Origin of the sequence: Sphingomonas sp. (assembly GCF_004799495.1) — a bacterium.
In the GTDB taxonomy this organism is placed as follows: domain Bacteria; phylum Pseudomonadota; class Alphaproteobacteria; order Sphingomonadales; family Sphingomonadaceae; genus Sphingomonas.
In genome coordinates, this window is the sequence record NZ_SSMY01000012.1 from 44,660 (window position 1) to 62,994 (window position 18,335).

Annotated in this window: 22 protein-coding genes; 8 read left to right on the forward strand and 14 right to left on the reverse strand. The window is 67.2% G+C overall.

What is annotated here, in order from left to right; translation table 11 throughout:
• The first annotated feature begins 10 nt into the window (after positions 1-10).
• Positions 11-1,315 (forward strand): ectonucleotide pyrophosphatase/phosphodiesterase, encoded by a 1,305-nt coding sequence (locus E7773_RS14000; protein WP_293992454.1) that lies wholly within the window; start codon positions 11-13, stop codon positions 1,313-1,315.
• Positions 1,316-1,323: 8 nt separating this feature from the next.
• Positions 1,324-1,779: a MaoC family dehydratase gene (locus E7773_RS14005; RefSeq protein ID WP_293992717.1), complete on the forward strand. Its 456-nt coding sequence runs from the start codon at positions 1,324-1,326 to the stop codon at positions 1,777-1,779.
• A 42-nt stretch (positions 1,780-1,821) separates the two neighbouring features.
• On the opposite strand, the gene E7773_RS14010 is transcribed toward E7773_RS14005, so the two are convergent.
• The 4 genes from E7773_RS14010 to petA form a co-directional block, all read right to left on the reverse strand.
• Positions 1,822-2,205: a hypothetical protein gene (locus tag E7773_RS14010; protein ID WP_293992457.1), complete on the reverse strand. Its 384-nt coding sequence runs from the start codon at positions 2,203-2,205 to the stop codon at positions 1,822-1,824.
• Positions 2,206-2,333: 128 nt separating this feature from the next.
• Positions 2,334-3,194 carry a cytochrome c1 gene (locus E7773_RS14015; protein ID WP_293992459.1) on the reverse strand — a complete coding sequence of 287 codons (861 nt, stop codon included), beginning with the start codon at positions 3,192-3,194 and terminating at the stop codon, positions 2,334-2,336.
• Between the two features lie 26 nt (positions 3,195-3,220).
• On the reverse strand, positions 3,221-4,510 hold the full coding sequence (locus tag E7773_RS14020) for a cytochrome b N-terminal domain-containing protein (protein WP_293992461.1): 1,290 nt from the start codon (positions 4,508-4,510) through the stop codon (positions 3,221-3,223).
• A gap of 14 nt (positions 4,511-4,524) precedes the next feature.
• Positions 4,525-5,085, reverse strand: coding sequence for a ubiquinol-cytochrome c reductase iron-sulfur subunit (gene petA, locus E7773_RS14025; protein WP_293992463.1), 561 nt, complete (start codon positions 5,083-5,085; stop codon positions 4,525-4,527).
• Positions 5,086-5,243: 158 nt separating this feature from the next.
• Between petA and E7773_RS14030 the strand changes: the two genes are divergently transcribed.
• Complete coding sequence (locus E7773_RS14030) at positions 5,244-5,696, forward strand: tRNA (cytidine(34)-2'-O)-methyltransferase (RefSeq protein WP_293992466.1); 453 nt, start codon at positions 5,244-5,246, stop codon at positions 5,694-5,696.
• On the opposite strand, the gene E7773_RS14035 is transcribed toward E7773_RS14030, so the two are convergent.
• A complete protein-coding gene (locus tag E7773_RS14035) occupies positions 5,683-6,450 on the reverse strand; it encodes a hypothetical protein (RefSeq protein WP_293992468.1) in 768 nt (255 codons plus the stop codon). The genes E7773_RS14030 and E7773_RS14035 overlap by 14 nt on opposite strands.
• Positions 6,447-7,271: a hypothetical protein gene (locus tag E7773_RS14040; protein ID WP_293992471.1), complete on the reverse strand. Its 825-nt coding sequence runs from the start codon at positions 7,269-7,271 to the stop codon at positions 6,447-6,449. Before E7773_RS14040 ends, E7773_RS14035 begins: the two co-directional genes overlap by 4 nt.
• A 114-nt stretch (positions 7,272-7,385) precedes the next feature.
• Between E7773_RS14040 and lipB the strand changes: the two genes are divergently transcribed.
• From lipB to E7773_RS14055, 3 genes are all read left to right on the forward strand, one after another.
• Positions 7,386-8,063 (forward strand): lipoyl(octanoyl) transferase LipB, encoded by a 678-nt coding sequence (lipB, locus tag E7773_RS14045; protein WP_293992473.1) that lies wholly within the window; start codon positions 7,386-7,388, stop codon positions 8,061-8,063.
• A gap of 69 nt (positions 8,064-8,132) precedes the next feature.
• The gene (locus E7773_RS14050; RefSeq protein WP_293992475.1) at positions 8,133-8,369 is read left to right on the forward strand and encodes a hypothetical protein; all 237 of its coding nucleotides are present in this window, start codon (positions 8,133-8,135) and stop codon (positions 8,367-8,369) included.
• A gap of 196 nt (positions 8,370-8,565) precedes the next feature.
• Positions 8,566-9,210 carry a hypothetical protein gene (locus E7773_RS14055; protein WP_293992477.1) on the forward strand — a complete coding sequence of 215 codons (645 nt, stop codon included), beginning with the start codon at positions 8,566-8,568 and terminating at the stop codon, positions 9,208-9,210.
• Here E7773_RS14055 and queE read toward each other — a convergent pair whose 3' ends face one another.
• The 6 genes from queE to E7773_RS14085 form a co-directional block, all read right to left on the reverse strand.
• The gene (gene queE / locus E7773_RS14060) at positions 9,211-9,852 is read right to left on the reverse strand and encodes a 7-carboxy-7-deazaguanine synthase (RefSeq protein WP_293992480.1); all 642 of its coding nucleotides are present in this window, start codon (positions 9,850-9,852) and stop codon (positions 9,211-9,213) included.
• The gene (gene queC / locus E7773_RS14065; protein ID WP_293992483.1) at positions 9,849-10,535 is read right to left on the reverse strand and encodes a 7-cyano-7-deazaguanine synthase QueC; all 687 of its coding nucleotides are present in this window, start codon (positions 10,533-10,535) and stop codon (positions 9,849-9,851) included. The genes queE and queC overlap by 4 nt, the downstream gene beginning before the upstream one ends.
• A 276-nt stretch (positions 10,536-10,811) precedes the next feature.
• Positions 10,812-11,231 carry a hypothetical protein gene (locus tag E7773_RS14070; RefSeq protein WP_293992485.1) on the reverse strand — a complete coding sequence of 140 codons (420 nt, stop codon included), beginning with the start codon at positions 11,229-11,231 and terminating at the stop codon, positions 10,812-10,814.
• 43 nt (positions 11,232-11,274) lie between these two features.
• On the reverse strand, positions 11,275-12,186 hold the full coding sequence (locus tag E7773_RS14075; protein WP_293992488.1) for an Hsp33 family molecular chaperone HslO: 912 nt from the start codon (positions 12,184-12,186) through the stop codon (positions 11,275-11,277).
• A gap of 37 nt (positions 12,187-12,223) precedes the next feature.
• Positions 12,224-13,144, reverse strand: a complete 921-nt coding sequence (gene argF / locus E7773_RS14080) for an ornithine carbamoyltransferase (RefSeq protein ID WP_293992718.1) — start codon at positions 13,142-13,144, stop codon at positions 12,224-12,226.
• 138 nt (positions 13,145-13,282) lie between these two features.
• Positions 13,283-14,479 carry an aspartate aminotransferase family protein gene (locus E7773_RS14085; RefSeq protein ID WP_293992491.1) on the reverse strand — a complete coding sequence of 399 codons (1,197 nt, stop codon included), beginning with the start codon at positions 14,477-14,479 and terminating at the stop codon, positions 13,283-13,285.
• Positions 14,480-14,615: 136 nt separating this feature from the next.
• Between E7773_RS14085 and E7773_RS14090 the strand changes: the two genes are divergently transcribed.
• A complete protein-coding gene (locus E7773_RS14090) occupies positions 14,616-15,341 on the forward strand; it encodes a hypothetical protein (RefSeq protein WP_293992493.1) in 726 nt (241 codons plus the stop codon).
• A 3-nt stretch (positions 15,342-15,344) separates the two neighbouring features.
• On the opposite strand, the gene E7773_RS14095 is transcribed toward E7773_RS14090, so the two are convergent.
• Entirely contained in the window at positions 15,345-16,154 is an 810-nt protein-coding gene (locus E7773_RS14095; protein ID WP_293992721.1) for an ABC transporter permease, read from the reverse strand.
• 107 nt (positions 16,155-16,261) lie between these two features.
• Between E7773_RS14095 and E7773_RS14100 the strand changes: the two genes are divergently transcribed.
• A complete protein-coding gene (locus tag E7773_RS14100; RefSeq protein WP_293992495.1) occupies positions 16,262-16,936 on the forward strand; it encodes a GcrA family cell cycle regulator in 675 nt (224 codons plus the stop codon).
• Here E7773_RS14100 and E7773_RS14105 read toward each other — a convergent pair.
• Entirely contained in the window at positions 16,933-18,258 is a 1,326-nt protein-coding gene (locus E7773_RS14105; RefSeq protein WP_293992498.1) for a DUF4118 domain-containing protein, read from the reverse strand. The two genes, E7773_RS14100 and E7773_RS14105, sit on opposite strands and share 4 nt — an antisense overlap.
• Positions 18,259-18,335 lie beyond the last annotated feature (77 nt).

An 18,335-nucleotide genomic window follows, 5' to 3' on the forward strand; every position in this document is an offset into this window, starting at 1 on the left:
TAGGGAGTCGATGATGCGCTGGATCGCACGGACCGTTTTCCTCGCCGCCGGCCTGACGCTGGCGGGATGCTCGACGACATCGGATTTGATGCTCCCGCCCGACCGCGGCGTGCCGGCGGCGTCCGACGTATCGCAGCCGACGATCGCGCCGGCGCCGGTCACGATCCTCGTCTCGATCGACGGCTTCCGGCCCGATTATCTCGACCGCGGCGTGACCCCCAACCTCAACGCGCTCGCGGCGGGCGGGATCAGCGCGGCGATGCGGCCGAGCTATCCGTCCAAGACCTTCCCCAATCACTGGACATTGGTCACCGGGCTGCGCCCCGACCGCACCGGGATCGTCGCCAACAAGATGGTCGACGCCAGTCAGCCCGCGCCGTTCACGATGCAGTCCGACGACCCCTATTGGTGGAACGCGGCCGAGCCGATCTGGGTGACGGCGGAGAAGGCCGGGATCCATACCGCCACGATGTTCTGGCCGGGCAGCAACGTCGCCTGGGGCGGGTCGCGGTCGAAGGACTGGCCCAACCCAATGGTTGGCGGGATCCGTCCGCAGGACTGGATGCAGTTCAACCAGGCGGTCAGCGACAAGCAGCGCGTCGACGGCGTGGTCGACTGGCTGCGCCGCCCGGCGGCGACTCGGCCCGGCTTCGTCACGCTCTATTTCGACGAGGTCGACACCGCGGGGCACGAATACGGCCCCGCCGACCCGCGCACGACCGACGCCGTCGCGACGGTCGACAAGGCGATCGGGCGATTGCGCGAGCAAATCGCGGGGCTTGGCCAGCCGGTCAATTTCGTCATCGTTGCCGACCACGGCATGGCGGCGATCTCCGCCGACCGGGTGATCGTGCTCGACACGTTCAGCAACACCGACGATTACGATGTCGTCGAGGACGGCGTGTATGCGTCGGTCAATCCCAAGCCCGGCAAGGAAGCGGCGGTCGAAAAGGCGCTGCTCGGGGCGCACGGCGCGCATTTGACCTGTTACCGCAAGGCGGAGGTGCCCGAACGCTTCCATTACGGCCACAACGCGCGCGTGCCGGCGATCCTGTGCATGCCCGACACCGGCTGGACCGTCGTCGCGCACCCGCCCAAGTTCAAGATCGAGGGCGGCGCGCACGGCTACGACAATTTCTCCCCCGATATGCTCGCGCTGTTCATCGCCAGCGGACCGGCGATCAAGCCGCTCGGCAAGCTGGCGACGTTCGACAATGTCGATATCGCGCCGCTGCTGCGCGACTTGCTCGGGCTGCCGGCGGGACGAGACCTCGACGGCGACGACGCACCGTTCCGCGCGGCGCTGGGGCGGTGAACGACGGCCTGCGGTACTATGAGGACCTGATCGTCGGGTCGAAGGCAAACTTCGGCCGGTACGAGGTGACCCGCGACGAAGTGATCGCGTTTGCCGAAAAGTACGACCCGCAGCCCTTCCACCTGTCCGACGAAGCTGCCGCCGGGACCTTCTTCGGGCGGCTGTCGGCGTCGGGCTGGCACACTGCGGCGATGACGATGCGGATGACGGTCGAGCATTTCCGCGAGCACCGCCAGGCCGGGCTGGGATCGCCGGGAATCGACGAACTCAAGTGGCTGCGCCCGGTCTATCCCGGCGACACGCTTCGCTGCGAAAGCGAGTTGCTGGACAAACGCCTGTCGGCAAGCCGCCCCGGCATGGGGATCACCAAGGGGCGGACCACGGTGTTCAACCAGCACGACCAACCCGTGATGACCTTCGTCGCCAACGGGCTGATCCGGACGCGTGCTGGCTCGGCCAGCTGACGCTGACGTGCGGCGCCGCCTATCGGCGCGAGCCGATCAGGATCAACGCCGCCCGCGCCAGCGATAACCGTCGCCGCCGCCGCGTTGCGGTCCGCGCGCGAAACCGCGCCACTCGTCGCGCCGGTCGCCGCGCCAATATTGTCCGCGGCTCTGCCAATAGCGCTGCTGCGTTCCGTTCCAGCGGTACGGCCGGCGGTCGCGATCGTAGACGTAATAGCCGCTGCCCGGATAATAATAACCGCCGTACCAGCCGTAATAGGGCGACCCGTACGCGCCGTCGTAGAAATCGCCGTAATAGCCGCGGCCGCCATAATAACCCGCCGGGCCATAACCGACGCTGAGGCCCGAATAGCCATAGCCGTCATCGACACAGGCGGTGAGCGAAGCGAGCGCGACCGCGCCGAGTGCAAGGGTGCGAAGTTTCATGTCCGTCTCCACTGGGACGAGCGGCCGAACGCGCCGCGACGGAGACGAAACGAGCCCGCGAACGGCTGGTTCCGTTCGCGGGCTGCCCCGTCGATAGATTCGTGAGACGCGGCGCCAACCGCGTCCGGTCAATGCTTCACGTCGCGCCAGATGTTGCGGTACGCACCGAACGCCAGCCCGCTCGAGATCAGCAGGAACAGCACCGCGAAGAAGCCGTATTGGTGCCGCGTCTCGAGGTTCGGGTCCGCGGTCCACACCAGGAACGCCGCCACGTCCTTCGCCATCTGGTCGACCGTCGGCTTGGTGCCGTCGGCGTACTGGACCTGCCCTTCCGACTTGAGCGGCGGCGGCATCGCGATGTTGAGGTTCGCGAAATACGGGTTCGAATAGAGTCCCTTGGGCGTCTTGATATCCGGGAACTTGGCCAGCATCTCCGCCGATTGCGGGCGATAGCCGGTGATCAGCGAATAGACGTAATCCGGCCCGCCATGCCGTGCGCGCGTGATATAGCTGAGGTCGGGCGGGATCGCGTTGTTGTTCGCGGCACGCGCCGCGATGTCGTTCGCAAACGGCAGCGGGAAGTGGTCGGCGGGCGTGCCCTTGCGCGTCGCGGGCTCGCCGGTGTCGGGGTTGGTCGTCGGGATCGTGTCGAAGCCTTGCGCGATCGCCTTCACCTGACCGTCGTTATAGCCGATTCCCTTGAGGTCGCGGAACGCCACGAAGCGCAGCGAGTGGCACGCCGAGCAGACTTCCTTATAGACCTGGAAGCCGCGCTGGAGCTGCTGCTGGTCGAACTTGCCCATGATCCCGTCGGACGCCAGGTTGGCGGCGCGCGGGTGCAGGTGGAACTCGCTCTCCGCGGTCTGCGGCGCGCCGGTCCAGGTCTTCGGGGTCGGGTCGGTCAACAGTCCCTGGACCGTCCAGAGGAGCGCCCAGGCGACCACCGCCGCGAAGGCTGCGCCGACCAGGAATGCAATGCCGCGAACCATGTCTCAAATATCCCCTATAGCTCGCTTCAGTGCGCCAGCGCGGTTTCGGACGGGCTGGTGCCGCCATGCCCGGCGAGCACCGCTTCGGTGATCGAATTCGGGAGCGGCACGGGCCGTTCGCTGCGCGCGATCAGCGGCAGGATCACCAGGAAGTGCAGGAAGTAATAGGCCGTGCAGATCTGCGCGAGGATCACGTACAGCGGATCGGCCGGCGACCCGCCGCAATAGCCCAGGATCAGCACGTCGGCGACCAGCACCCAGAACGCCGTCCGCGCCTTGGGCCGGTAGTTGTTCGAACGGATCGGCGAATTGTCGAGCCACGGCAGGAAGAACAGGAGCAGGATCGACCCGAACATCGCGAGCACGCCCCACAGTTTGGCCGGCAGGATGAAGTCCGAGGTGAACGAGCGCAGGATCGCATAGAACGGCCAGAAATACCATTCGGGGACGATGTGCGCCGGCGTCGCCAGCGGATTGGCCGGGATGTAATTGTCCGGGTGCCCGAGATAGTCGGGGTAGAAGAAGATCAGCGCCGCGAAGACGGTCATGAACACGCCCAGCCCGAACCCGTCCTTGGCGGTATAGTACGGGTGGAACGGCACCGTGTCCTGCTCGCCCTTCACGTCGACGCCGGTCGGGTTGTTCGACCCCGGAATGTGCAGCGCCCAGATGTGCAGGATGATCACGCCCGCGATCACGAACGGCAGCAGGTAATGGAGCGAGAAGAAGCGGTTGAGCGTCGCGTCGTCGGGCGCGTAGCCGCCGAGCAGCCAGACGCGGATATTCTCGCCGACCACGGGGATCGCGGAGAAGAAGCCGGTTATGACCTGCGCGCCCCAGAAGCTCATCTGGCCCCACGGCAGCACGTAACCCATGAACGCGGTCGCCATCATCAGGAGGAAGATGACCACGCCGAGCAGCCACACCATCTCGCGCGGCGCCTTGTACGACCCGTAATAAAGCCCGCGGAAAATGTGCGTGTAGACCACGATGAAGAACATCGACGCGCCGTTGGCGTGGGCATAGCGCAGGAACCATCCCGCGTTGACGTCGCGCATGATCCCGCCGTTGACCGAATCGAACGCACCCGCCGCCGACGAGTGGAAATGCATCGCCAGCACGATACCGGTGACGATCTGGATCGCCAGCGCGGCGCCCGCGAGGACGCCGAAGTTCCAGAAATAATTGAGGTTGCGCGGCACCGGATAGCCCGCGCCGACGGCGTTGTAGGCTAGGCGCGGCAACGGCAGCTTCTCGTCCAGCCAGCGCATCAGCGGCGCCTTGGGTTCGTACTGCTTGGCCCAGGGGAAACTCATTTTCTCTTACCCCCTCAACCGACCACGACCGCGGTCGGCGACGTGAACTTGTAATCGGGAACGGCGAGGTTCTTGGGCGCCGGCCCCTGGCGGATGCGCGCCGCCGTGTCGTATTGCGAGCCGTGGCACGGGCAGAAATAGCCGCCGAACTTGCCGCGATTGTCGCCTTCGTTGATCCCGAGCGGAATGCAGCCGAGGTGGGTACACACGCCGAGCGTGATCAGCCAGTTCTTGTGCCCGTCCTTGGTGCGCTGCTCCAACGTTTGCGGGTCGCGCAGCGACGACACCGGCACCGCATCGGCCTCGGCGATTTCCTTGGGCGTCAGATTGCGGACGAACAACGGCTGCTTGCGGAACGTCGTGATCACGCCCTGGCCGGGCTGGATCTTCGACAGGTCGATTTCGGTGGTCGACTGCGCGAGCACATCGGCCGACGGGCTCATCTGGTTGATCAGCGGGTAGAGGATCGCGACTCCGCCGCCGACTGCGGGGAATGCCACCGCGGCGATGTTGAGGAAGTCGCGGCGGCGCGGGTCGCTCACGTGATCGGGCGACTCGCCCGGTGTTGCAGCCATGTCGGTCGCCATTCAGCTAAGCCCTTGCACGTCAAAAATCCGGTGGCGGAACGCTTTGAGGCAGCATTGGGATGCCGCGCCCGCCGATAAGCCCTCCGTCCCCACGAAGGTTGCGGGCCTGATAGACAGGGACGCGCCCGTTTGCCAACGGGTTTTTGATGCGCATCGCTCTCTATCAGCCCGACATCGCCGGGAACGTCGGCACCATCGTGCGGCTGGGGGCGTGCATGGGGGTGGGCGTCGACCTGATCGAGCCGATGGGGTTCGCGTATGGCGACCGCGCGATGGCGCGCGCGGGGATGGATTATGCGGGGGTGGCGGATGTCGTGCGTCACGCCGATTGGGCCGCGTTCGAGGCGCAGGCGAGCGGGCGGCTGGTGCTGCTGACGACCAAGGGGGCGTCGTCGCTCTACGACACGCGGTTCGCGGCGGACGACATATTGCTGTTCGGCAGCGAGGGCGCGGGCGCCCCCGATCGGGTCCATGACCGCGCCGATCTGCGAGTCACGATCCCGATGCGAGCGGGGTTTCGCTCGCTCAACGTGGCGGTGGCGGCCGCCATGACGCTCGGCGAAGCCTTGCGGCAGACCGGGTTTCCTAGCGCGGGCTAAGCCTTCGCCACGCCGCGACCTGCACCAGCGCCATCGCGGTCGCGCCCAAGGCCGCGGTGCCGGCGGCGAAGGTGTCGACGATCGCGCGCGCGATCGGATTGGGGGCGTGCTTCGCCATCCACTGGTCGACCGCGACGAACGGCAGCGCGGCGAGATATTGCGCGAGCACGACGCTGAGCACGACACTGGCCAGCAGCAGCATATGCCCGCGGGTCAGCACGAAGCTCCGCCCGATCGCGGCGACCGCGCCGATCGGCCGCGCCGCCAGGATCGCGGGGCCGACCAGCAGCGTGCGCGCGAGGATCAGCGCGAAGATCGGAAAGATCAGGAACGGCAAGCGGATCAGGATCATGCCGGCCAGCCCGAGCGGCAGCATCCACACGATCGACGCGAGTACCAGCCGCGGTAGCAGCCGAAGCGCGGTGCCGAGCGCACTGCCGACCGTCGGCCGGCCCGGCGCCAGATATACCGCGACGATCGCGAACTGGCCGTACATCGCGGCCAGGACCACGCACAGGTAGATCAGGCCGTAATGGCCGACCCACGCCTGCAACGCGGTCATATAGGCCTGCATCGTCGGGTCGTTGGGGTCGGTCCCGGTAACCGTCGACATATCGGGCAAGTCGGGCACCAGCAGCAGCAGCGCGAGCTGCGGCAAAAACACGAACATCCCCGCAATGGCGGTCAGCACGGGCCAGTCGCGCCGCCAGCCTGCCCAGGCGTCGGCATAGATCGTCGCCGGGCGCAGCGTCACGCGGCGGCCGCCGCTCCCTCGCGCGCACCGCGCGCGGCTTGGTAGAGCTTGGCCGAAAACGCCGCGACGACCAGCGTGAAGACCGTCGTGACGATCCCGCTCAGGATCGCGACGATGATGCTGCCCGCCGAAAACGGGCGAGCGAGCGGACTGAACAGCCCGACCACGACGCCGAGCGCCGAGGTGACCGCCATCGACGCGACCAGATAGACCACGGTGAACAGCAACCACACCCCGAGCGTCTTCCAGAAGATGCCGCCGGTCAGCGCCGCCGAGCGCTGGATCGCGCGGATCACCCCGCCCTCCGCCACGATCACCGGATAGAGCAGCACCAGCCGGATCGTGGCGACGATCGCCAGCACAATCAGCGCGAGGAAATAGATCACGACGAACGTCGTCGCGGCGCCGGACAGGTCGGCATGCGCCATCCCGCCGTTGCGCAACGCCGACAGATCGGCACCGCTCGCCGCGAACACACCCAGGATCGGCAGCGCGAGCACGCACAGCACGACCAGCACGAACAGCATCGCCAACAGCGCGCGTCCGTAACTCGCCGTCGCCGCCCCCACCGCACGTGCGCGGCCGCCGGCCGGATCGAGCGCGAGCGCCACCACCGCGATCTGTCCCCACAAGGCGGCCAACACGCAAGCGAGACCGATCAGTGAGGCCGCAAGCGGATGGACCGTATTTCCCGCGCGACCGACCAGCGCGTTGATCGCGTGCGGGATCAGCATCGCGAACAGCGCGATCGGCAGCAGCGCGCGGGCGTTGTCGCTCAGGAATTCGGTCGTCCGGTCCCAGACGTTGCCCATATTGACCATATCCCGACCCCTTCCGAACCACGCCCGTTATCGCGTGAGCGTCGCTCTAGCGCAGCGCGGATTGGCTTGCCAATGGCTTGCGCCGCGCGGCGTGGGCGGCGTAACGCGGCGGGCGTGCTCATCCACGACATCGAATGGCGCGTCTCACCGGGGTTGACGCCGTACGCCGACAGCCTGGCCGAGATGGAGGCACGCGCGGCCGCGGTCGGCGCGGGCGAGGCGCGCGAGCTGGTCTGGCTGCTCGAACACCCGCCGATCTACACCGCGGGAACCAGCGCCGATCCGGCCGAGCTGATCGATCCCCGCTTCCCGGTGTTCGATACCGGGCGCGGCGGGCGTTACACCTATCACGGGCCTGGGCAGCGCGTCGGCTATCTGGTGCTCGACCTCAACAAGCGCGGGCGCGACGTGCGCTGTTTCGTCCATGCGCTGGAGCAGTGGCTGATCGCGACCTTGGGCGATTTCGGCATCGCCGCGCGCGCCGAACCGGGGCGCGTCGGCATCTGGACCGGGCACGGTGCCGCCGAAGCCAAGATCGGCGCGATAGGCGTGCGCGTGAAGCGCTGGGTCACGTTGCATGGTTTTTCGGTCAATCTCGACCCCGATCTTACGCATTTCGGCGGGATCGTGCCGTGCGGCCTCCCCGATTTCGCGGTGACCAGCGCGGGGGCTTTGGGGGTGCCGGTTCCGCCCGCAGCGTTCGACACCGCGCTCGCCGCGCGCCTTCCCGATTTCCTCGACCAACTGGCGCAGAGCACAAAGCGGCTTGAGCAAAGCGTCATTACCGATTAATGTCCACGTCGATTTGGGTTATTAAGGCCGGAAAAAGCCGACCAAATCCTTTATCTAGGGAGCTTCCAAATGCGTTCTTTCATCATCAAGGGCAGCATGATCGCCGCCGCTGCGCTCGCGGTTTCGGCGTGCGCCAAGACCGAGACTGCCAACGTCACCGAGATGAACACCACCACGGAGACGATGAACGACACGATGACCGCGCCCGACGCCGGCGCCATGAACGACACCGGCACGATGGCCAACGACACGATGTCGACGACCAACACCACGGTCACCACCAACACGACCGGCAACGCGATGTAATCGCGCTGGTCGTCCTTCCCTTCGGGGATGGATGGTCGGTTTTCGAGGGGCCGCCCGCTTGCCGGGCGGCCCCTTTCGATTCCGGCGGCGCGCGATCGCAGCGCAAAACCACTTGGCACGCGCCGAAACCCTTTTAGACATGGTTGAACACGAGGTCGAAGGGACGAAGATGGTGGGGTTTGGTTTCAGGCGTATCTTGGCGGGTGCCCTGCCCGCTGCCGGCTTGTTCGTCGGCGCACCGGCATCGGCGCAATTCTTCCTCAAATCGTACGATTTCCGCGGGGGCCCCGTCACCGGGCTCGAGCCCGAGCTCGGCATGCCGCTCCCCGGCGCGACCCCGGCCGAAATCCGCGCGGGGCTGGTGTGGAACCTGCGCTCCGCGCTCAACGTCGCCGCGCTACAGTGCAACTTCGCGCCGATGCTGCTGACGGCCGACCATTACAATGCGGTGCTCAAAGACCATAACGCCGAATTGAAGAACGCGTATGACACGCTGAACGGCTATTTCGTCCGCACCGCCAAGACCAAGGCCGCCGGCCAGACCGCGTTCGACCGGTTCGGCACGCGCACCTATTCGGCGTTCTCGACGGTCAACGCGCAATTGGGCTTCTGCCAGACCGCCGCCAAGGTGGGCAGCGCGGCGAACTTCGCACCGCGCGGTCAGCTGGGCGAGGTCGCGGTCAATTACATGCGCGAATTGCGCAACAGCCTGGTGCCGTTCGGCGAGCAGCAATTTCCAGGCGCGTTCTATTCGCGCACGTACCTGTTCCTCCCCGACTTCCAGCCGACATGCTGGCGTAAGGGCAAGTACAACATCAGCTATTGCGGCAAGAAGAAGTAGTTAGCGCAGTCCCAACCGCTTGTGCGCCTGCAGCGTCAGGCGCCAGCGCGGACGGTCCATCACCAGCGCGATCGCCGCGGCTTCGCTTGCCGCGTTGCCGGCGGGGTCGCCGGTGTCGAGCGGTTGCACCAGCAAGTGGGCGAAATCCCACCGCTCCATCGCCTCCACGTCGCTGCCGGCTTGCGGCCAGACCAGCTTGAGCTCGTCGCCGGCGCGCTGGACCACCTCGCTTCCGGCCTTGGGGCTGATGCACACCCAGTCGACCCCCGGGTGCGCGGGCAACGTGCCGTTGCTCTCCATCGCAACCGCAAAGCCCTCGGCGTGGAGCGCGTCGACCAGCGCATCGTCGATCTGGAGCATCGGCTCGCCCCCGGTCAGCACGCAGAACCGTTCGGCCCGGTCCGGTCCCCAGAAATCGGCCGCCGCCACCGCGAGGCTCCCCGCATCGGCGAACTTGCCGCCGCCTTCGCCATCGGTGCCGACGAAATCGGTGTCGCAGAACCGGCAGATTGCGGTCGCGCGATCCTGCTCGCGCCCCGACCATAGATTGCACCCGGCGAAGCGCACGAACACCGCGCGGCGCCCGGCATTCACGCCCTCGCCCTGCAGCGTCAGGAACATCTCCTTGACTGCGTAACTCATGGTGTGACTGCGTAAGCGGTCGGATCGGTGACCCCAGCTTCCTCGAAACCTTTGGCGCGCAGCCGACAGCTGTCGCAAAGCCCGCAATGCAAGCCTCCCGGCGCGGGATCGTAGCACGACCAGCTTAGTCCCAGATCGAGCCCGAGCCGCGTCCCCTCGCGCACGATGTCGGCCTTGGACATGTGCTGGAGCGGGGTGTGGACGCGGAACCGCTCGCCCTCGACCCCCGCCTTCGTGGCGAGCGCGGCCATGTCCTCGAACGCGGCCACGAATTCCGGCCGGCAATCGGGATAGCCCGAATAATCGAGCGCGTTGACCCCGATCACCAAGTCGCGCGCGTCGGCCGCCTCCGCCCAGCCGAGACACAGGCTGAGAAAGATCGTGTTGCGCGCGGGCACGTAGGTGACCGGAATGTCGTCGCCGACACCCCCCTTGGGCACGTCGATATCGGCGGTCAGCGCCGACCCGCCGAACGCACGCAGATCGAGCGGGAGCACGACATGGTGCTCGGCGCCGAGCAAATGCGCGATCCGGCGCGCCGCGGCCAGCTCGATCTGGTGGCGCTGGTTGTAGTCGACCGACAGTGCGAGCAGGCGATAGCCGTTCGCCTTCATCGACGCGGCGGCGACCATCGAATCGAGCCCGCCCGACACGAGGGCGACCGCCAGGGGTGAGTTTTGCATGATTTGCGCGTCGCTAGGCGTCGCACGCGCCGCTGGCAACGATGTTCGCCTCGCTCACGCGAGGATGCGGTACCAGCCCGCTCCCTCGCCCGACCACCCAATCAGGATATTCGATGGGCGGGGGAGCGGGCCGGCACCGTGCTTCTGCAAGATCCCCAAACAACGGGCCACCGTTTGACGGGTGGCCCAGTTTGGACGCTTCCATGCGTCAACCAGGGAGTAAAACGCGCTCGAAACGAGCAATGTTCCTGTACGCGCCCAACGATAAACGGCGGCTTAACGCGGCGGCGGCGGTGGCGGGGCGCACGGGCCGGCGAATCGACCATCGTAGCTCGCATCGAACGGCCGCCCCTCGGGCGAAATCCCTTGCGTGTCGAGGCGGATCTGGCCGGGGTCCTGCACCGTGATCGTCGTCTTGCCGTACCCGCGCGGCCCGCAATTATACTGGACGGTGACGTGATCGGGCGCGTCCTGGATCGTGAAATGCGCGCACGGCGGGCCGGGATGGTTGAACTGGATCAGCCGCAGCGGATCGGGAACGCACGCGACGCGCCCCATGCCGCCGCCGATCATCCCGAACTGCCAGCGCCCGCGATCGAGCCCCGCGAGCGCGCCGAACGGCCCCGCCGCGGCCGCGACCCCGGCGGTCAGACCGACGGCCAGCGCCGCCGCAATGTATCGATTCCCCGTCCCCATGCGGCGCCTCTGCCACCACATTATGGCAGGGCCGCGGCAGTGTTTATTGGACGGAAACGTCCGCCGGGACCGGGAACGACTTCGCACAGAACGCGCAGCCGACCTGGATCATCCCGTCGGCGTCGGCCATCTCGGCGCGGTCGGCGGGGGTGAATTTGGCGAGCACGCTGGAGATGTAATCGGCATCGCAGCGGCAGCCCTTGGCCAGCGGCGTCCGCGCGAGCACGCGCACCTCGTCCTCTTCGTTGAACAGCCGCCAGATCAATGTTTCGAGCGGCAGATCGGGATCGGCCAGCTCGTCCGCGCCCATCGTGCCCCCAAGAATCGCGACATGCTCCCATTCGGGATGGTCGAGCCGCGTGTGCAGCCGCTCGCGCCCGTCCTCGCCTTCGGGCAGATGCTGGAGGAAGAGGCCCCCGGCGACGTGGCGCCCCGCGCCGTCGCGCTGCATGCCGAGGTGGATCAGCGTCGGGATCTGCTCGGACTGGACGAAATAGCTCTGCGCGGCTTGCGCTAGCGTCTCGCCGTCGAGCGGCACGATCCCCTGATAGCGCTCCTTGGTCTGCGCGAGGTCGAAGGTGATCGCGAGATATCCCTCGCCGAACAGTGCGAACAGCGTCGGGTCCTGCGGCGCCTCGGCGAGCTTGTCGGCGTCGTACTGGACGTACCCGCGCAATTCGCCGCCGCGATAATCACACACCAGCAGCGTCACGACGCCCGCTTGCGTCTGTGCCTGGAGCGTCAATTGCCCCGACGGATCCTTGAGCGTCGACCCGATCAGCGCGGTCAGCGTCAGCGCCTCGGCGAGCAATGCCTCGATCGCGGGCGGATAGGCATGCGCGTCGAGAATCTCGTCGAGCACCGGCCCCAGCCGCACCAGCCGCCCGCGCGCGTGGCGTTCCGGAATGGTGAAGCCGAGTGCTTCGTCGATGTCGGCGATTTCAGGGGAAGTCATCGCCGCCAGACATAGGCGCTGGCGGCGGCGAAGCAACTCAACCGATCTGCCCGAAGCACCAGCGCAGGATCGATTTCTGCGCGTGGAGCCGGTTCTCGGCCTCGTGCCAGATCAACGATTGCGGGCCGTCGATCACCTCCGCGGTCACTTCCTCGCCGCGGTGCGCGGGGAGACAGTGGAGGAATTTCGCATCGGGTTTCGCCGCCGCCATTAGCGCGGCATCGACCTGGAACGGCATCATCGCCGCAAGCTTGGTGTCGGCGTGCGCCTGCCCCATCGAGATCCACGTGTCGGTGACGACCACGTCGGCGCCCTCCACCGCTTCCTGCGCCGTGCCGACGACGCGCGCGCGGCCCTTGCCCAGCGCCACGTCCTCGTCGGGCGGCATGAAGCCTTGCGGGCACGCCGCGACCACGTCGAACTGCATCAGCCCGGCCGCTTCCATCAGCGAGGCAAGCACGTTGTTGCCGTCGCCGAGCCACGCGACCTTGAGGCCCGGCAGATTGTGCCCGCTCTCGATGATCGCCTGCAGGTCGGCGACGATCTGGCACGGGTGCGAATAATCGGTCAGGCCGTTGATCACCGGTACGCTCGCGTATTCGGCCATCTCGACGACCTTGGCGTGGTCGTCGGTGCGGATCATGATCGCGTCGCAGAACCCCGACAGCACGCGCGCGGTGTCGGCGACGCTCTCGCCGCGGCCGAGCTGCATTTGCCCCGCTTCCATCACGATCGACTGTCCGCCCAATTGCCGGATCGCCATGTCGAAGCTCACCCGCGTTCGGGTCGAGTTCTTTTCGAAGATCATCGCCAGCACGTGCCCGGCGAGCGGCGCGTCGGCGTCGACCTTGCCCTTCGGCCAGCCGGCGCGCGCCGCCTTGCGGTCGATCGCATCGGCTAGGATAGCGGCGATCCCGTCGGGCCCGGCGTCGGAGAGGTTGAGGAAGTGCCTCACAATTCCTCTCCCTGTGGGAGAGGAAGGGAGGAGCGAAGCGACGGAAAGGTGAGGGCAGCAAGGAGCGATTCGACCCTGCCCTCACCCCGCGCTGCTGCGCAGCTTGCCCCTCTCCCGATGGGAGAGGGGATCTGCCGCGCGCTAGTCATCGCTCGGAATCCCGAACGTCCGCGCGCCCTCGCTCAGCCGTTCGATGCACTCGGCGATATGCTCTTCCTCAATCACCAGCGGCGGCAGCACGCGGAACACGTTCTCGCCCGCCGCGACCGTCAGCAGGCCGTGATTGTCGCGGAGGTGCGCGACGAAATCGCGGCTGACCGCCGGCTCCTTCATCTTGATCCCGAGCATCAGGCCCTTGCCGCGGATTTCCTCGAACAGGTGATCGTGATTGGGGATCAGTTGCTCGAACGCCGCGCGCAGGCGGTCGCCCATCGCGGTCACGTGCTCCAGGAACCCCGGCTCCTGCATCACGTCGAGCACCGCCTCGCCCGCCGCCATCGCCAGCGGGTTGCCGCCGTACGTGGAGCCGTGCGTGCCGATCACCATGCCCTTGGCCGCTTCCTCGGTCGCGAGGCACGCGCCGAGCGGGAAGCCGCCGCCGATGCCCTTGGCCACGGTCATGATGTCGGGGGTGATGCCGTAATGCTCGTACGCCCACATCTTGCCGGTGCGGCCGTAACCGCACTGGATTTCGTCCAAGATGAGCAGCAGCCCATGCTCGTCGCACGCCTTGCGCAGGCCCTTGATGAATTCGGGCGTGCCCGCGGTCATCCCGCCCTCGCCCTGCACGGTCTCGACCATGAAGCCCGCGGTCTCATCGTCGATCAGCGCGAGCGCACCTTCGAGATCGTTGAAGCGCGCATAGTCGAACCCCGGCAACAGTGGCTCGAACCCGTCGCGCATCTTGGGCTGGTCGGTCGCCGAGATCGCGCCGAGCGAGCGGCCGTGGAACGCGTTCTTGAAGGTGATCAGTTTGTGGCGCTCGGGGTTGCCGTTGACGTCGTGATAGCGCCGCGCGGTCTTGATCGCGCACTCGATCGCCTCGACGCCCGAGTTGGTGAAGAATACCGTGTCGGCGAACGACATGTCGACGATACGCTGTGCCAAACTTTCGCCCTGCGGGCTGCCGTAGAGGTTCGACACGTGCATCAGGGTCGCGGCCTGGTCGGCGATCGCCTTGACCAGCTTGGGATGCCCGTGGCCGAGCGCGTTGACCGCGATCCCCGCCGCCATGTCGAGATAGCGCTCGCCGCGCTCGCCGATCAAATAGCAGCCCTCGCCTCGCACCGGCCGCACGCCGCACCGCGGATAGACGGGCATGAGGGCGGTGATGGTCACGGGGCTGGCTCCTTCAAACGAGAAAGGCGGCCCGAAGGCCGCCCGGAGGGTGCATTTACTTGGGAGCGCCCAACACCGTCAACACCGGGATCGAATCGGCGGCGTATCGGTTTTTTCGGAGGCTGAGGAGAGAAACATGCCCGACACGCTCGAACGCTGGGAAGTGATGGACCATGGCCCGCTCGAAGAAATCGACGACGGCATCCTGACCGTCGCCGGCACGATCAAGATGCCGCTCGGCAGCTTCCCGCGCCGCATGACGGTGGTGCGGCTGGCGAGCGGCGGCACCGCGATCTGGAGCGCGGTGGCGCTGAATGAGCCCGAGATGGCGCGGATCGACGCGATGGGCACTCCCGCCTTCCTGATCGTACCGAGCGATCATCACCGGCTCGACGCCGGCATCTGGAAGCAGCGCTATCCCGATTTGCGCGTGCTCACCCCGCCGGGCGCGAAGAACGCGGTCAGAGAAGCGGTGCCGGTTGACGCCACGACCGATGTGCTCGGCGATCCCGCGGTGCGTTTCGTGACGATGCCAGGCACCGGTGAGCATGAAGGCGCACTGGTCGTGAAGCGCGATGCTGGCACGACGCTGGTGGTCAACGACCTGATCGGCAATCTGCACCACCCCGACGGCCTCCTGCAGCATATCGTGGGGCGACTGATGGGGTTCGGGGTGGCGGAGCCGCAGGTGCCTCGCGTCATCCGCCACAAACTGGTCGAGGACCCGAAGGCGCTGGCGCGGCAGTTCCGCGACTGGGCGGCGACCCCCGACCTCCAGCGCATCATCGTGTCGCACGGCGACCCGATCGAAGCCGACCCCGCCGGCGTGCTCAACGATCTCGCCGAGACGCTCGATAGCTGACGCTCAGCTCTTGGTCTTCCACCCCGAATTGAGCAGCAGATAACACGTCAGCGCGAGCACCACGTCGAGCGCGAACACCGCGATGCCGCCCACCAGGATCGGCGAATCGGCGGTGCCGAGGAAGCCGTAGCGGAAGCCCGAGATGATGTAGAAGAACGGGTTGGCGTGGCTGAACGCGCGGAACGCGGGGGCGAGCTTGTCGACCGAATAGAAGGTCCCCGACAGCAGCCCGAGCGGGATGATCACGAAATTGCTGACCGCCGCGGCATGGTCGAACTTGTCCGCCCAGATCGACGTCAGCACGCCGAGCAACGACAGGAACATCGCGCCGAGGAACCCGAACCACACCACCGCCCACAGATGCTGCGGCCACACCCCGATGCCGTAGAGCGCCATCGCTGCCCATACGATGAGCCCGACGATGAAAGCTCGCGTCATCGCCCCCCCGACCAGCGCCGACAGCAATTCCATCGTCGATAGCGGCGGCATCAGATAATCGACGATCGTCCCCTGGATCTTGCCGACCAGGAGCGAGAAGCTCGAATTGGCGAAGGCGGGGCCCATCATGCCCTGGCTGATGATCAGGCCGGGCGCGATGAAGTCGGCGAACGGGATGTCCACGCCCCCGACCGTGACGGGCCGCTTGGCGCCCGTCGCGATAGTGAACACGACCAGAAACAGCAACGTCGTCGCGGCCGGCGCCCAGATAGTCTGCAGGTGCACCTTGAAGAAACGGCGCACCTCCTTCACATAGAGGGTTCTCAAGCCACCCCAATTCACGCTCCGGATCACCGGAACGCCGAAGGGCGGCATCGCCGGGATTTTTTCGGGCGGCGTGGTGGGCATGTCCATCGGCTTCGCAGGTAGGCCGGGACGCGGGCCGCCGCAACCGCCCGCATGATGATGTGAAAAGGACGACCATGAGCTGGACCGACGAGCGGATCGACGCTTTGCGCAAGATGTGGGAAGCGGGACAGACCGCGAGCCAGATCGCCGAATCTTTGGGCGGGGTCAGCCGCAACGCGGTGATTGGCAAGGCGCATCGCCTCGGGCTGCAGTCGCGCCCGTCGCCGGTGAAGCCCAACGATTCCGACACGCCCGCCCCCGCCCTCGCGAAGAAGGCGGCGGCGCCCGTTGCCGAGCCAGCCCCGCGCCCCGCCCCGGCCCCCGCCGCGGCACCGGCGCCGACGCCCGCGCCGACGCCGATTTCGGCCGCGCCGATCAACATCACCACCGACACCTCGCCGGCGGCCCCGCAACCGATCCTGCGCTCGGTCGGCCCGGGCGGGTTCGTGCGTCAGGCGCCGGGCGAGCAGCAGCCGCCGATCACCCCCGCCCCGCCGCGCCGGCTGGTCCCGGCCAAGCCGTCGCCCGAAATGGCCGACAAGACGAGCCTGCTCGATCTCAACGACAAGATCTGCAAATGGCCGCTCGGCCACCCCGGCGAGCCCGATTTCCATTTCTGCGGCGAAAAGGTGAACCCGGGCTTCCCCTATTGCGTCCAGCATTGCGGCCACGCCTACCAGGCGCAGCTGCCGCGCCGCGACCGCCGTCCCCCGCCGCCTCTCCCCTTTGGCGGGCCGCGGGTTCGCTAAGCCGCGACCAGCCGATAGCCGACCGCCGGTTCGTTGATGATGATCCGCGGCACCGTCGGATCGCGCTCCAGCTTTCGACGCAGCCCGCGTACCGCCACGCGAAGGTAGTCGACCTGCGTCGCCTGCGCCGGCCCCCAGGCGGTGCGGAGCAAGTGATCGTGGCCGATGACGCGGCCGGGATACTTGGCCAGTTCGGCGAGCACCGCATATTCCTTGGGCGCCAAATGTACCGGCTCGCCATCGCGCGTGACGGTGCGATGGAACAGATCGATCGTCACGTCGCCCGCGATGACAGGCCGCTGGTCGGACGGCGTGGTCAGGTGCAGCAGATTGCCGAGATAGCGCTCGACCTTCACCGTCTCCGCCGCGACCGTGCCGAGCAGTGCCTTGTCGGCCTTGCCCTCGCGCCGCAGCCCGGCAACCGCGCCGGTGATCGCCCCTATGGGCGGCCTGAGGTCATGCCCGATCGTGGCCAGCAGCATCGACCGCAACCGATCGCGCTCGCGTTCTTCGCCCGCCGCGCGGGCGGCCAGTTCGTAGCGGCTGCGCTCCAGCGCCAGCGCCAGCTGGTCGAGCAGGTTGTCGAGCAACGCAAGCTGCTCCTTGCGCACCGGCGGAACGCCGTCGTCGCGCGCCAGCCCCACCGCGGCGATCACCGGCTGATCGGACCGCACCGGATGGAACTGCCATTCGGTCGGCACCGCGCGTTCGAGACCGCGCCCGGCGCGCTCGCCGTTCCTCAGCACCAAGCTCGCGACCGCCATGTCGGCGGGCGTGAGCGATGCCATCGCCGGCGCCGCCGATACCAACCGCCCCCCATCGCCATCGTCGACCAGAACAGCGTTGCAGGCGAAAAGCGTCGCCAACTGATCCATCGCCGCCGTTGCGATCTCATGCTCGGTCGAACTGCCCAGCAAGCGGCGCGCGAACCCCGCAATCGTCGCGTTGCGCGCGGCGTGCGCGTCGGCCCGGCGCGCCTGCTCGCGGACCGACCCGGCCAGCCAGCTGACCACCACCGCGACGGCGAAGAGAACGACGATCGTCAGGATGTCGTTCGGATCATCGACGTGGAAGGTGAAGCGGGGCGCGGTGAAAAAGAAATTATAAGCAAGCGCCGATCCGACCGCGGCGAACAGTGCCGCTCGCCGGCCCGCGACGATCGCCGCGACCAATACGGCGGGCAGATACAGCAGGTCGATCGCCGACGTGCCGTACCCGGGCGAAAGTATGAGACCGGCAAGCGTCGCGACGCCGACCAAGAGGGCGGCACCGACATAACCGCCCAGCCGGGCCGATGCGGTTTCGGAGTGAGGTACAGGCATGCCCATTGCGGTAAATTGGCCCTTCCGATCAGGCACGTCGAGGGGTTCTCGGACGATCCACCGCCTTCCTTCGCCCC